Origin of the sequence: Arthrobacter sp. NPDC056727 (assembly GCF_042790555.1) — a bacterium.
GTDB lineage: Bacteria > Actinomycetota > Actinomycetes > Actinomycetales > Micrococcaceae > Arthrobacter.
On the sequence record NZ_JBHTZA010000012.1, the window covers coordinates 12,187 to 25,064 of the forward strand.

Sequence of the window (12,878 nt, forward strand, 5' to 3'; positions counted from 1 at the left end):
CCGCCGCTGCTGTGTTCTGACCGGCCGCTGCGTTCTGACTAGGCGCCGTGCGGCGGCAGCGTTTGGGCGGCGCGGACGACGGCGCTGGTCACCTCCGTGAGGCCCGGAGACTCCAGCGTCCACGCCTGCCAGTAGAGCCGCAGGTCCTCGCTCCACGAGGGATCGAGCTCCACGAGTGAGTCCTCCGGGTCCTGCTGGTCCGGCACCATGCCCCAGCCCAGGCCGGCGTGGACCGATTCGACGTACTGGACCGAATCGGGGATGAAATGCTGCGGGGGAGTGGCGTCCGGTGCGACGCGGGCCAGGACCGCGAGCTGGTGGGTGTCCTTCCGGTCGTACTGCATGACGGGGGCGACGGCGACGGCCTCCGGAGTGGGGCCGCCGGGGAACCAGCGCTCTACGAACCCGCGTGAGGCCTTGGCGCGGTACACCATGGTGCCCAGCGGCCGGATGGTGCACCCCTGCACCGGTCGGGGATCCGCGGTGATCGCACCGACGGCGTCGCCGGACCGCAGGAGATCAGCCGTGGCGTGCTCGTCGTCGCGCAACAGCTCAAGCGCCACCCGCCCGCCGAGCGCGATCTCCCGGAAGGCGGCCGGCAGCCACGTCGCGATCGAGTCCGCATTGGCCACGATCGGAACCCGCAGCCGTTCGGCACTCGGCCGCGCGCCGCCGTCGTTCGCGTCCGCCGCCCCGGACCCGCGCAGCGAAAGGACCGCCTCGTCGGCGAGGAGCAGGAGCTGGCGTGCGGAGCGAAGAAGTTGCTCGCCTGCCGGCGTCGGCCGGACCGGCTTGAGCCGCCGCACCAGTACGCTGCCCACGGAGCGTTCCAGGGCCTTGATGCGCTGGCTCACGGCCGAAGGCGTGAGCCGGAGTTCGCTCGCCGCGGCGTCGAACGTTTCGTGGTCAACGACGGCGGCGAGGGCCCTGAGCTGGTCGAGTTCCATGAAGAAATTCTAATGGAACTGCAGGAAAAGTGAATTGCCTTTAAGATTTTCGGCTCGTACCGTCGAAGACATGATCCCCTTCCTGACCGGTCTCGGAGCCGGCCTCAGCCTCATCGTCGCCATTGGCGCCCAGAACGCTTTCGTGCTGCGGCAGGGCCTCAAGCGCGAGGGGGTGCTGCCGGTTGTCCTCATGTGCCTCGGCAGTGATGCGGTCCTGATATTTGCCGGCGTCGGCGGGATCGGCGCGCTGATCCAGGGCGCCCCTGTCCTGCTCGCCGTGGTGCGCTGGTTCAGTGTCGCGTTCCTGGTTTCCTATGCTGTCTTCGCCGCCCGGCGTGCGCTGCAGCCAGGTGCGCTCAAGGCTGCAGATTCTCCGGGCAAGGGGACCGTCTGGTCGGCGGTGCTCACCGCAGCAGCCATCACCTGGCTCAATCCCCACGTGTACCTCGATACGCTCGTGCTGCTGGGCTCACTGGCCAACACCCATGGTGACTCCGGCAAATGGCTCTTCGGCGCGGGCGCCGCCGCCGGCAGTGCACTGTGGTTTCCCCTGATCGGCTACGGGGCACGCGGCCTCAGCGGCTTCTTCGCGCGTCCGGCGTCCTGGCGCGTCCTCGACGGCGGCGTCGCCCTGCTGATGCTCACCCTGGCCGTGGTCCTGGCGACCGGGCACTGACGCTCGCCGCAGGCGATCGCCGGCAGTGCTACTGCTGTGCGCCGGCGGCCATGCGGTCGATCAGCCCGGTGAGAACGTCCAGCGCACGGGCCAGCTGCAGGTCGGTGGGGGCGCCGTAACCGATGACCAGGCCGTTTTCCGGCGTCCGCTCTGCGAAGTAGCTGGCCAGCGTCACCACCCGCACCCCGAGCCCCAGCGCTTCCTCGGCGAGGCGTTCGGCAGGAACCTTCGGATGAAGCCGGATGACGGCGTGCAGGCCGCCGTCGAGGGCTGCCAATTCCAGGCCTGCCCGTCCGCCAAGCCGGTCCAGCAGCAGTGCCCGGCGGTGCGCGTACTGGCGCCGCGCCCGGGCGATGTGCCGTGCGAGCCCGCCGCCGGCGATGTAGGTGGCCAACGCGGACTGCAGCATTCCGGGAACGGGGGTGCCGAGGTCCAGCCGGGCATTCCTGAGGCGCTGCCCCGACGTACCGCGGACCACCAGGTAGCCGCACCGCAGCCACGGGCTCAGCGACTTCGAGAACGTGCCCACGAGGACGACTTCGGCGCCGGACGGCAGCGAGGCGAGGGCGGGCAGCGGCATTCTGCGGTGCCGGAACTCGCTGTCGTAGTCGTCCTCCAGGATCACCACCTGGTTCGTTTCAGCCCAGGCCAGCAGGGCAAGCCTCTCGCTGACCGGCATCCTGCCGCCGAGGGGGTACTGGTGGCTGGGGGTCACCAGGACGGCGTCAGGAAGGGAATCAATGGCCGCGAGCTGGGAGGCCTCCAGGCCGTCGTCACCTGCCGGAAGGGTGAGCACGGTGGCCCCCGCCGCGATAAGCACGCGCCTGGCCGTGGGATAGCCGGGGTCCTCCATCAGCACGCGGGGCCGCTCCGCCTGGCCGCGGAGTGCCGCCACCGCCAGCTGCAGGGCGTCGCTGGTGCCGGCTGTGATAACGACGTCGTCGGCGCTCACTGTGAGCCCGCGGGACGCGGCCAGGTGATCGGCCACAGCTGTACGAAGCGCCGGCATGCCCAGGGCCGGCGGAAGCTCAACATCCACCGGCTCGGAGATGGCCTTCCGCCACGCTGCCCGCCAGTCACGGTCGCGGAACGGTGCGCCGGACGGCCGCCCGGGAGTGAGGTCAATGGTCCCGGCGGGGTCCGCTCCGGGAGCGGTCCGGACGCCCTCCGTCACTGTGCCGCGGCCGTCGGGACGTACCGCCACGCGGGTGCCTGCCGAACCCCGGCTTTCCAGGTATCCCTCGCCCGAGAGCTGTTCGTAGGCGCGGACCACCACTCCGCGGGACACTCCCAGTTCCGCTGCGAGCCGCCGCGATGCCGGCAGCGTGTGCTCCGGCCGCAGGGTTCCGTTCAGGACGGCTGACCGCAGCAGGCCGACCAGCTGGGCCGCCAGCGGAACGCGGCTCCGATGGTCCAGAACCAGCGGCAGCTCCGCCTCCATCTTGGTCCTCCTGAATCGTCGATTCTTGGATCTATGCTAGGGCCAATGCGGCTGTGAGCATGAAGGGAGTTACCCACGGAAGAAAGGACACGCTCGTGTTTAACGGCCTGTGCGCATTCCCGCTGACTCCGCTCGCGGGAGATGACGTCGACGAAGCCGCGCTGGTTCGGCTGGTCGCGCGGGCGGCCGACGCCGGGGCGGACTCTATCGGCGTGCTGGGTTCGACGGGCATCTACAGCTATCTCCGTCGCGAGGAACGCCGCAAGGCGGTGGAGGCTGCGGTGGGCGCCGCCCAGGGGACGCCCGTAGTGGCAGGTGTCGGCGCCATGCGGACCCGCGACGTTCTTGGGTGCGTTGAGGATGCCCACGTTGCAGGTGCCTCCGGCCTGCTGCTCGCGCCGGTGTCCTATCAGCGGCTGACGGAGGAAGAGGTCTACAGCCTCTACAGAGACGTCTCGTCCGCCGCTGAGCTGCCGATTGTGGTTTACGACAACCCTGCCACCACGGGCTTCACCTTCTCCGATGAATTCCACGGGCGTATCGCCGAACTTCCCGGAATCGCTGCAATCAAGTTCCCGCCGCCTGGACCGGGGCAGGCCGCCGACCGCGTCGCACGCCTCCGTGCCGCGGTGCCGGCGGGAGTTTCGCTGGGCGTCAGCGGCGACTGGGCCGCTGCGGAAGCCCTGCTCGCAGGCTGCGACGCCTGGTATTCGGTCATCGCCGGCCTCTTTCCCAAGACGGCCCGGGCAATCGTTGACCTTGCCCTGTCCGGCCGGAAGTCCGGTCAGCAGTCCGGCCAGCAGTCCGGCCAGGGCGATCCGGCGCTGGAAGCCTCGGCCGTCCTGGAGCCCGTCTGGGCCCTCTTCCGTGCCCACGGAAGCCTGCGCGTCGCTGCCACCATGGCCGAAATCCTTGGCTTCGTGGAGACGCCGTGCCTGCCCCGTCCGCTGCAAAGCCTGGAAGCCGAGGGCCGCGCGAAGGTTGAGGAAGCCCTGCGCCTCAGCGGACTCGGTGCCTGAGCGGGTGCGGCGTGGGCAGCCTGGGCCGTGATACCGAGGGCCAGACGGCTCGGCCAGAACAGAAAATACCGGAAAAGAAAACACCGGAGCTCGCCCGTGCCCGCGGCGGATTGGCCCGCTACGTCGCCGCCGCGGCGCTGGCACGCACCGCAGACGGCGGGGCCGTCGTCGCGATTGTCCTCATGGTCACCACCAGCGGCGCACCCGGCTGGCTGGCCGGCCTGCTCGGGGCCACCATCACCGCTCCCCACCTGCTGGGACCGTTCGTGGCGCGGAGCCTGGACTCATGCCGTGACGGACGGGTCCTGATCGCGGGGGCGTGCGTCGTCCACGGAGCCACCCTTGCGGCCGCCGTGCTGCTGTACCCGGTGGCGTGGCCGGTCACCGGCTTCCTGCTGGTGGCCTCGGGGCTGGCCGGGCCGCTGCTCACCGGCGGCATCAGCAGCCGGCTCCCCGCGATCGCCGGACCGGACCGGACCAGCCAAAGGCGTGCCCAGGGCTGGGACGTGGCCACGTATGGCATCGGTGGAACCATCGGCCCCAGCGTCGTGGCCGCCGTTTCGGCCTGGGCCGGAGCCACTGCGGCTGCACTCATTCTGGCGGGGGCCACACTGGTTGCTGCCGCCGTCGTGCGGCTGCTGCCCTATGCCCCTCCCGCAGCCGGGCCAGCCGACATTCCGGGGCCGGTCCGGACTCTCCGGATCATGGCAGTCACCGGACGCCTGCGGAGGACGCTGTACCTGACCGTGACAGTGGCGTTCTCAGTGGCTGCGCTGCCCATCGCCGCCGTGGCCTCCACCGCCCTGTTCCAGGTCCAGCCAGCCGCCGCCGGCGTCCTGACGGCTGCCTACGGGCTGGGCGGCCTGGCTGGTTCCGCCGCCGTGATGGTCCGCCCGCTGCGCGGCGATGCCGACCGGCTGGTCACCCGGTTCGCCGGGCTGGTCGCGGCAGCGCTCGCGGTGGCAGCATTGTCTGCATCCTTCATGCCGGCCGTCGCCGCCTACGCAGCAGCCGGGCTCATGAACTCGTACTTCTTCGCGGCGACACTGGCCGCCCGCAGCGAGTTTGCTCCGCCGCAGGTCCGGGGCCAGGTCTTCGTCTGGGTCGGCGCCCTGAAAATCGCCGCCGGGTCCGCGGGTACCGCCGCAGCCGGCGTTGCCATAACAGGCGAGCCCCAGCTTCCGCTCTTCCTGGTCTCCGCACTCATCCTGGCGGCTGCCGGCGCCTCGGTCCTGGACCGCAACTATCAGCCGGATTGATGGGTTCGTCCCCATATCCCGGGAACGCGGTTACGATTTGAGTTCCGGGGCTTTCGGGCCCTACCGCCGCAGCCGAAGGACGCCATGACAGCCCAGAATGCTTCCCCGACGCCACGGGCCGCCGTGGTGGTTAATCCCGCGAAGGCAGTCGGCGCCGACCTTCGCGCGTCGCTTGTCCGGCTGTGCGAGACACAGGGCTGGGCGGAGCCGCTGTGGCTGGAGACCACTCCGGAGGACCCGGGCGTCGGGCAGGCGAGGGAGGCACTCGAGGCGGGGGTCGACGTCGTTCTTGCAGCCGGCGGCGACGGCACCGTCCGGTGCGTGGCGGAGGTGCTGGCCGGAACGGACACGCCCATCGGGCTGGTGCCGCTGGGGACCGGCAACCTGCTGGCCCGCAACATGGGGGTGGACATCACCGACCCCGTGTCCGCCGCCTACGACGTCCTGAACGGCACCGACCGCACGGTTGACGTCGCCCGGGCCACCTTTGACGGGTCCGACGACGAGAACGTGTTCCTGGTGATGGCCGGCGTGGGTTACGACGCAGCGATCATGGCCGACACCGTGGACGCACTGAAGGACCGTATGGGCTGGCTCGCCTACGTTGAGGCGGGGATCCGCAAGCTGCCCGGCAAACCGGTCAGGGCCACGATCGAGGTGGAGGGAAAGCACCCGGTCAAACGGCGGATCCGCAGTGTGATGGCCGGCAACTGCGGCCGGATCATGGGCGGCATCGAGATATTTCCGGAAGCCAAGATCGACGACGGCGTGCTCGACCTGCTGATCCTGGCCCCCCGCGGGCACTTCGGCTGGCTTGGCGTCGCGGCCGGCATCTTCGGCCGCAGGAAGAACAAGAAGGAATCCGCGGAGTACTTCCAGGGCAAGAGGGTCGAAGTGACCCTGGAGCACCAGGAGGAGTTCCAGCTCGACGGCGACCACGTGGGCACCGTCAAGCGCGTGTCCATCTGGGTGGACCCGGGGGCGCTGAAAGTCCGGATGTAGCTCCCGTTAAGGTTCGACGGCGGCCCGCTCCCAGTGGGCGGCCCGCCGTCGGTCTTGCCTGGACTGCTGCCGGATCAGTCCGCGAGCAGCCTGCCCCACCTTGGTGCGAGCAAGGGGGACCCGGCAAGTTTGAGGCAGTGCCACAGCGTGACGGCCACGGAGTCGAGCACCGGAACGCCGGTGCCCGCTTCGATCTCCGCCGCGATGTTGGCGCCGTACAGGTTGGTGCAGAGGTAGATCAGCGCGTCGGGGGCGTCAGCCGCGAGCTCGAGCGAGCCCGGGCGCATCTCGTCGTCGGTGACCCGGCCGAAGGATTCGTTGTCGCTCAGGCCCAGGCAGCGGTGGCTCACGGTTTTAATGCCGTCCCGTTCGTAGGACCCGATGATGGCGTGGTTGACGTCCTCCGTGTACGGGGTGAACAGCCCGATCCGTTCCGTACCGAACGTGCGGAAAGCCTCCAGGTAAGCGAGCGTGGACGTCGTGGCGGGGATGCCGGTGGCGTCGGTGATCTCGTGGACCAGCTCACGGTCGTGCCGGGAGCCCAGCCACGAACCGGAGGTGCCGTTCCAGGCGATCACGTCCACGTCCGCCGTCGCCAGCAGCCGGGCAGCCTCGCGCATGACGGCGGGGTCGAACTGCTTGTCCGATGAATTGTCCAGCGCGATCCGGGTGACCGGGATCCGGGTGAAATGGATGGTGACATCGGTGCGGTCGCCCAGGATCCGGTAGCTTTGCGGCTCCAGGCACGTGTTCGAGGACGGCACGATCATGCCGATCCGGGTGTTGCGTTTTACGGCGGTCATGGCGTGCTCCTAGAGGGCGGCGGGGGACAGCTCGGCGGTGGCGGCGTGGTGCTCCCGGAAGCCGTTCCGGGCCACGAAGCGGCCCACGGCCCCCGGATCGTGGAAGCCCTCCCGGTCCAGCACCACGCGGCCTGCGGAAACCACGACGGCGGGCCAGCCGGCCAGGGTGCAGCCGTCGAACGGCGAGAAGTCGGTGCCCATGTGCAGCGCGCTGCCGTCCACGGTCCGCTGTTCGGCGGGGTCGAAGAGGACCAGGTCGGCATCGAAGCCTTCGGCAATCATGCCCTTGCCGGGCAGGGCGTTGATGCGCGCCGGTCCGGCGGAAAAGACCTCCACGAACTCCTCGAACGTGCTGCCGGTCCCGGCCATGGCCGTGAACGTGACGGGCATGCGGGTCTCCACGCCGGGCAGCCCGTGCGGCATGGCGCGGACGTCGTCGGTCCGCTCCCGCTTCTGGGTCAGGTCGTAGCAGGAATGGTCGGAGGCCACGGTGTGGATGGCGCCGGCCGCCAGCCGCTCCTTGAGGGCGGCGACCGTTTCCGGGCTGCGCATGGGCGGGCAGCAGGCGTACCACTCCGGGAAAGCCGAGCCGTACACCGTGTCATCGAGAGTGAGGTAGTGCGGGCAGGTTTCCGAGTAGGCTTCCTGGCCGCGGGACCGGGCCTCGGTGACCAGGTCCACTGCGCCGGGCGTGGACTGGTGGACGAAGTACACGGGAGCTTTCGTGTACTCGGCCATGGCCAGGGTTTCCTTAACGGAAATTTCCTCGGCCAGTTCCGGACGGGTGCGGTGCAGGTGCGCGATGCCGATCCTGCCGTCGTCGGCGTGCTGCTGCGTGCAGTCGGCGATGATGGGATCGTGCTCGGCGTGGATGTAGGTGAGCCCATCCAAGCGCACCATTTCGCGCATCACCTTCAGGATGGTGTCGCCGTCGGCCATGGTGGAGCCGCGATTGGTGGTGTACATCTTCACGGAGCGCACGCCTTCGGCGGCGAGCTGCTCGAGCTGCCACGGGACGGTCTCGTCCCAGCTGATCACGGAGCCGTGCAGTGCCACATCGCAGCGGGACTCCTGCGCCAGCTCCTTCTTGTTGAGCACGGCGGCAAGCGGGGTTTCGCGGGCGTCGCGGGGGATGCCGAAGTCGATGATGGTGGTGGTGCCGCCCCAGAGGGCAGCCGTTGAGGTGGTCCGGTAATCGTCCAGGGTGCGGAACCGGCCGGTCACCTGGGCCACGTGGCAGTGTCCGTCCACGCCGCCGGGGATCACCAGCTGGCCGCTGGCATCGATGGTGCGTGCGGCGTCGGGCGCGGGTTCGGTGGCGTCAACGAGCCGGCCGATCTTGCCGTCAGTGACCACGACGTGGGCGTGCCGGCGGCCAAAGCTGTTGACCACGGTGCCGTTGGCGATAACGAGTTCGGGGATGCGGGACATCGTTGTCCTCCTGACTGGGAAGCTGATGGGACTAGTTGTTCGTGGGGGCCGCGGCGTTTGCCGCCGTCTGGGCGGCGGTCAGGGCGGCGTCGAGAATTTCGGACAGGCCCTTGCGGGACTTGACCGGCGGCGGGGCGAAGGCGCCGGCCCGGTGCAGGCCGGACTGAAGCTCCACAATGGCCTCCGCCATCTTGATGCCGGCGGAAATACCGTCCACCACGGGGACCGGGATCTGGCCGTGGAGTTCGCGGGCCAGCCCCGCCAGGGGTGCTCCGGCCAGGATGACGACGTCGGCCCCGTCCTCGGCGACGGCCTGCCGGCTGAGTGCCAGGAGGGTTTCCTTGAAGTCGTGCTGCACGGAGCCGATGCCGTTCAGGCTTTCGTTGATGGAGCGGATCGAGGCCAGCCGGCCGGCGAGGCCGAAGCGTTCCACGCAGTCCCGGTACCAGGGCCGGATCCGGTCGGAGATGGCGATGATGGAGAAGCGGTGCCCCTGCAGTGCGGCGGCGCAGAGGGCGGCCTCGGTGATGCCGATGACAGGCACGTCGGCAAGTTCCTTCAGGGCCGGCATCCCAGGATCCCCGAATGCGGCCACCACGACGCCGTCGATCCGGTCCTCCGCAGAAGCGCCGTCGGCGTCGGCGGCCGTGTGTTCGGCGATGATCTCGGCGACGGCGCCCGCCGCGATCAGCGACTCAAAGCGCGTTTCAATGTACTCCACCCCGTGTCCGGCGGTGCGGACCACAAGGCTGGTGCCGGGGGAGGCGGAGCGCCGGGCCTCGGACTCGATCAGCGCGGTGACGTCGTCGCTGATGTTCGGGTTGATGACGAGAAGCTTCATTTTTTCTTCCGGTGCAGGGCTGGTTCCGTTTTCTGGAAGTCCTCGGGGAACTGTTCGCGGTACTTGCCGATGTGCGAGGCCGACTGGGCGGCGGCGCGGTCGGGGTCGCCGGTGGCGATGGCCTCGTACAGGTCCCGGTGTTCCTGGATCAGTTCCGGCAGGTCGCTGACGTGGCGGAAAAGCCAGTGCATGCGCCCCTGCAGGGGTTCCAGCGCGGATTTGAGAAAGTTGTTGTCGGCGATGCCGGTGATGGCGTCGTGGAATTCGCTGTTGGCACGGTGCGCCTCGATGACGGCTCCCTTGGCCAGGCAGCGGACGGCCTCGTCCAGCAGCCCTTTCAGGCGGCCGAGGTCCTCAGCCGTGGCCCGGGTGGCGGCGAGCCGGCAGGCCAGCACCTCCAGCGACTGCCGGACGTCGAAGAGGTCCTCGACGTCCTTGGCGCTGAGGGTGCTGACTTCGGCGCCGCGTGCCCCGCGGTCGCTGATGAGCCCTTCCTGGCGGAGCATCCGCAGCGCCTCCCGGACGGGAAGGCGGGAGACATTGAATTCGGCGGCGAGGTCGCGCTCCACCAGCCGGGTGCCGGGAACGTAATGGCCCTCGAAGATCCTGCTGCGGAGCGTGTCCCGGACGGCCTCGCGGAGGGGGCGTTCCTTGTCCTGGGTCTCTTCTGCGGTAAGCATGTTGCTCCATTCGGATTCTTGGTGTGGCTTGCGTTCCCGGCGGGCGGGAGTTGTGGCTTGCTGCCCAGCTTAGACAGGCAGCCGCTTGTTGTAGTTCAGCGTGAGCACGGAAACCCCCATGATGATCGCGGATCCCACGAAGTAGAGCAGTGCCCAGGTGTAGGAGCCGGTGGCGCCAACGATCAGGCCGACGGCGATCGGGGTGACGAAGCCGGAGATGTTGCCGCTGAAGTTCATGGCCCCGCCGAGCACGCCGGCGTTGGTGCGGCCGCCCAGGATGGCCGGGATGCTCCAGAACAGCCCCACCCAGCGGAGGAAGAACATCACCACGGAGAGAAGGACGACGGCGGTGGTCGGGTCCGCGACGACGGTCACCCCGACAAGGCCGCCCACCACCACGACGCTGGAGGTGCCCAGCAGCGTCCGCATGACGCGGTTGGCGGAGGCGCCGGCCGCGCGCCACTTGTCGGCAATGGTGCCGCCCAGGATCTCGCCGACGAAGCCGGCACCGAAGATCACGAACGTGGACCAGCCGATGGTCTTCAGGTCGAAGCCCTTGGCCTGGGCGAGGTACAGCGGGCCCCAGGTGAGCAGACCGTAGAAGACGCCGTTGAAGCCCAGCCAGCCAAAGCACATGGCCCAGAAGGAGCGGAACTTCAGGTAGGGGAGCAGTGCGCGCTTGCCCTTGCTGCCTTCCCGCTGCGCCTCGGCGTCCTCCTCGGCGTGGGAAGCCTCGATGTAGTCGGCCTCGGCGGCGTTGACGCCGCGGTGCTGGCGGGGATTGTCGCGGACGTACAGCCAGACGGCGAGGCCCATGAGGACAGTGGCGGCACCGGCGATGACGAAGGACGTCCGCCAGCTGCCGGTGGATGCGATGAGTCCGGCGATGAGGATGCCGCCCAGCCCGGCGCCGAGGGGAGCGCCGGCGTCCAGGATGGTGGCGCCGCGGCCCCGCTCCGACTTGTGCATCCAGATGGCGTTCAGCTTGCCGCCGGCCGGCATCACGCCGGCCTCGGTGACGCCGATGCCGAGGCGGGCGATGAACATGCTGAGGAAGCCGCCGGCCATGCCGGAGGCCGCAGTTGCCGCCCCCCAGCCCACGCAGGAGGCGGTCATGACCTTGCGCGGACCGAACTTGTCGATCAGCAGGCCGACCGGGATCTGCATGAGGGCATAGGTCCAGAAAAAGGCGGAGAGCAGGAGGCCCACGAGCTCCGGGGCGAGGTTGAACTCCTTTTGGATGATGGGCAGCGCCACCGAGATGGAGCCCCGGTCGATGTAATTGACGGCGACCAGGACCAGCAGCAGCAGGAAGAGCTTCCAACGGACGCTGGTGCGCCGTTGCACGCCGTCCTTTCCGGGCTTGCTGCCGCGGGAATCGGTGGATTGGGTCTGGGATGTCACTGCTTCAGTATCTGGGAGAGACACAGCTTCTCCTTTGCGGGAAGGGTGCGGACAGGGAAGGGGGATGAGTTAGGAGGGCGGTGCGGCCGCGGGGGCGGGATCTCCCGGTGGGGCGGTTTGTTGGGGTGCGCCGGTGGATTAATCCCGCCGTTTGGGATCCCGATTTGGGATCCCAAATTCAAGGTAAGGAGTGGCGTGGGACACTGTCAAGGGTTTGAGGGAAAGTTGGCCGCAGCTCTCGAAAAAACGAATTGTGACTGCGGCCGGAGCGCGAGACATTTTGAAAGGGAGCGCCGAATGAAAACGGTCCGACTTGGAAACTCCGGTCTGGAAATCAGCGCCGTTGTCCTGGGCATGATGAGCTATGGCGATCCGGCCAAGGGGGCGCACGGTTGGAGCGTGGGACTCGATGAAGCCAGGCCGTTCGTGCGGCGCGCTTACGAAGCCGGCATCACCACCTTCGATACGGCGAACGTGTATTCGGCTGGCTCGAGCGAGGAGATCACCGGCACCCTGCTCAAGGAACTGGCCCCCCGCGAGGAGGTCCAGATCGCCACCAAGGTCCACGGCCGGATGCGCCAGGGGCGCAACGGGGCCGGGCTCAGCCGGGCCGCGATCATGCACGAAATCGACGCCTCCCTCACCCGGCTTGGCACCGACTACGTGGACCTCTACCAGATCCACCGCCATGACCCGGTGACTCCGGTTGAGGAGACCATGGAGGCCCTGCACGACGTCGTGAAGGCCGGCAAGGCGCGGTACATCGGTGCGTCAAGCATGTGGGCGTGGCAGTTCGCGCAGATGCAGCATGTGGCGGAGCTGCACGGCTGGACCAGGTTCGTGTCCATGCAGGACCAGTACAATCTCCTCGAGCGGGAGGAAGAGCGCGAAATGCACCCGTTCTGCCAGGCCACCGGGGTGGGCGTCATCCCCTGGAGCCCGCTGGCGCGCGGAAACCTGACCCGGCCGTGGGGTGCTGCCGGATCCGGGACCCGGCAGGACACCGACGAGTTCGGCAAGGGGCTGTACAAGCAGGACGAGGACGCGAACAAGGCCATCGTGGACGCAGTGGCCGCTGTTGCGGACGAACGCGGCGTGCCGATGGCGCAGATCGCCCTGGCATGGAGCGCAGGCAAGTCCGCCGTTACCGCGCCCATCATTGGTGCCACCAGGGAACGCCATATCGACGACGCCGCTGCCGCCGTCGGGCTTGCGCTGACCGAGGCGGAGGTCCGGCGCCTCGAAGAGAGCTACACGCCCCGCAACCCGTCCGGGTTCTGACGGGGCCCGGGTAAGTCTGCCGCCGTCTGGGTACGGGTCACAACAACGCCGGATTAACGGTGTTGACGTACTCAGGAGGATCGGCGATGGCACA

The 12,878-nt window shown here is 68.8% G+C and carries 12 protein-coding genes; 5 read left to right on the top strand and 7 right to left on the bottom strand.

The window, feature by feature from the left end; all coding sequences use genetic code 11:
- Nucleotides 1-38: 38 nt before the first annotated feature.
- The gene (locus ACFRAH_RS13270; RefSeq protein WP_377991351.1) at nucleotides 39-947 is read right to left on the bottom strand and encodes an ArgP/LysG family DNA-binding transcriptional regulator; all 909 of its coding nucleotides are present in this window, start codon (nucleotides 945-947) and stop codon (nucleotides 39-41) included.
- Nucleotides 948-1,017: 70 nt separating this feature from the next.
- On the opposite strand from ACFRAH_RS13270, the gene ACFRAH_RS13275 reads away from it, so the two are divergent.
- Nucleotides 1,018-1,623 (top strand): LysE/ArgO family amino acid transporter, encoded by a 606-nt coding sequence (locus tag ACFRAH_RS13275; protein ID WP_377991352.1) that lies wholly within the window; start codon nucleotides 1,018-1,020, stop codon nucleotides 1,621-1,623.
- Between the two features lie 28 nt (nucleotides 1,624-1,651).
- Here the strand turns inward: ACFRAH_RS13275 and ACFRAH_RS13280 are convergent, their stop codons facing one another.
- Nucleotides 1,652-3,064: a PLP-dependent aminotransferase family protein gene (locus ACFRAH_RS13280; RefSeq protein WP_377991353.1), complete on the bottom strand. Its 1,413-nt coding sequence runs from the start codon at nucleotides 3,062-3,064 to the stop codon at nucleotides 1,652-1,654.
- Nucleotides 3,065-3,159: 95 nt separating this feature from the next.
- Between ACFRAH_RS13280 and ACFRAH_RS13285 the strand changes: the two genes are divergently transcribed.
- The 3 genes from ACFRAH_RS13285 (at nucleotide 3,160) to ACFRAH_RS13295 (ending at nucleotide 6,344) form a co-directional block, all read left to right on the top strand.
- A complete protein-coding gene (locus ACFRAH_RS13285; RefSeq protein WP_377991354.1) occupies nucleotides 3,160-4,083 on the top strand; it encodes a dihydrodipicolinate synthase family protein in 924 nt (307 codons plus the stop codon).
- Between the two features lie 11 nt (nucleotides 4,084-4,094).
- Nucleotides 4,095-5,342, top strand: a complete 1,248-nt coding sequence (locus tag ACFRAH_RS13290; RefSeq protein ID WP_377991355.1) for an MFS transporter — start codon at nucleotides 4,095-4,097, stop codon at nucleotides 5,340-5,342.
- A gap of 84 nt (nucleotides 5,343-5,426) precedes the next feature.
- Nucleotides 5,427-6,344, top strand: a complete 918-nt coding sequence (locus tag ACFRAH_RS13295; protein ID WP_377991356.1) for a diacylglycerol/lipid kinase family protein — start codon at nucleotides 5,427-5,429, stop codon at nucleotides 6,342-6,344.
- Nucleotides 6,345-6,418: 74 nt separating this feature from the next.
- Here the strand turns inward: ACFRAH_RS13295 and ACFRAH_RS13300 are convergent, their stop codons facing one another.
- The 5 genes from ACFRAH_RS13300 to ACFRAH_RS13320 all read right to left on the bottom strand — a co-directional run bounded on the left by ACFRAH_RS13300 (nucleotide 6,419) and on the right by ACFRAH_RS13320 (nucleotide 11,527).
- The gene (locus ACFRAH_RS13300; RefSeq protein WP_377991357.1) at nucleotides 6,419-7,147 is read right to left on the bottom strand and encodes an aspartate/glutamate racemase family protein; all 729 of its coding nucleotides are present in this window, start codon (nucleotides 7,145-7,147) and stop codon (nucleotides 6,419-6,421) included.
- A 9-nt stretch (nucleotides 7,148-7,156) separates the two neighbouring features.
- Complete coding sequence (locus tag ACFRAH_RS13305) at nucleotides 7,157-8,578, bottom strand: amidohydrolase family protein (protein WP_377991358.1); 1,422 nt, start codon at nucleotides 8,576-8,578, stop codon at nucleotides 7,157-7,159.
- Nucleotides 8,579-8,609: 31 nt separating this feature from the next.
- Nucleotides 8,610-9,419 (bottom strand): aspartate/glutamate racemase family protein, encoded by an 810-nt coding sequence (locus tag ACFRAH_RS13310; RefSeq protein WP_377991359.1) that lies wholly within the window; start codon nucleotides 9,417-9,419, stop codon nucleotides 8,610-8,612.
- Complete coding sequence (locus ACFRAH_RS13315) at nucleotides 9,416-10,099, bottom strand: GntR family transcriptional regulator (RefSeq protein WP_377991360.1); 684 nt, start codon at nucleotides 10,097-10,099, stop codon at nucleotides 9,416-9,418. The genes ACFRAH_RS13310 and ACFRAH_RS13315 overlap by 4 nt, the downstream gene beginning before the upstream one ends.
- 69 nt (nucleotides 10,100-10,168) lie before the next feature.
- Nucleotides 10,169-11,527 carry an MFS transporter gene (locus tag ACFRAH_RS13320; RefSeq protein ID WP_377991361.1) on the bottom strand — a complete coding sequence of 453 codons (1,359 nt, stop codon included), beginning with the start codon at nucleotides 11,525-11,527 and terminating at the stop codon, nucleotides 10,169-10,171.
- 273 nt (nucleotides 11,528-11,800) lie between these two features.
- Here ACFRAH_RS13320 and ACFRAH_RS13325 point away from each other — a divergent pair, with 273 nt between their 5' ends.
- Nucleotides 11,801-12,784, top strand: a complete 984-nt coding sequence (locus tag ACFRAH_RS13325; protein WP_377991362.1) for an aldo/keto reductase — start codon at nucleotides 11,801-11,803, stop codon at nucleotides 12,782-12,784.
- Nucleotides 12,785-12,878: the final 94 nt, after the last annotated feature.

Excerpts from the sequence above, each read along its gene's own strand:
- ACFRAH_RS13280 (WP_377991353.1), bottom strand. The coding sequence starts at position 3,064 with ATGGAGGCGGAGCTGCCGCTGGTTCTGGACCATCGGAGCCGCGTTCCG.
- ACFRAH_RS13305 (WP_377991358.1), bottom strand. The coding sequence starts at position 8,578 with ATGTCCCGCATCCCCGAACTCGTTATCGCCAACGGCACCGTGGTCAAC.
- ACFRAH_RS13275 (WP_377991352.1), top strand. The coding sequence starts at position 1,018 with ATGATCCCCTTCCTGACCGGTCTCGGAGCCGGCCTCAGCCTCATCGTC.
- ACFRAH_RS13325 (WP_377991362.1), top strand. The coding sequence starts at position 11,801 with ATGAAAACGGTCCGACTTGGAAACTCCGGTCTGGAAATCAGCGCCGTT.
- ACFRAH_RS13295 (WP_377991356.1), top strand. The coding sequence starts at position 5,427 with ATGACAGCCCAGAATGCTTCCCCGACGCCACGGGCCGCCGTGGTGGTT.
- ACFRAH_RS13315 (WP_377991360.1), bottom strand. The coding sequence starts at position 10,099 with ATGCTTACCGCAGAAGAGACCCAGGACAAGGAACGCCCCCTCCGCGAG.
- ACFRAH_RS13300 (WP_377991357.1), bottom strand. The coding sequence starts at position 7,147 with ATGACCGCCGTAAAACGCAACACCCGGATCGGCATGATCGTGCCGTCC.
- ACFRAH_RS13310 (WP_377991359.1), bottom strand. The coding sequence starts at position 9,419 with ATGAAGCTTCTCGTCATCAACCCGAACATCAGCGACGACGTCACCGCG.
- ACFRAH_RS13270 (WP_377991351.1), bottom strand. The coding sequence starts at position 947 with ATGGAACTCGACCAGCTCAGGGCCCTCGCCGCCGTCGTTGACCACGAA.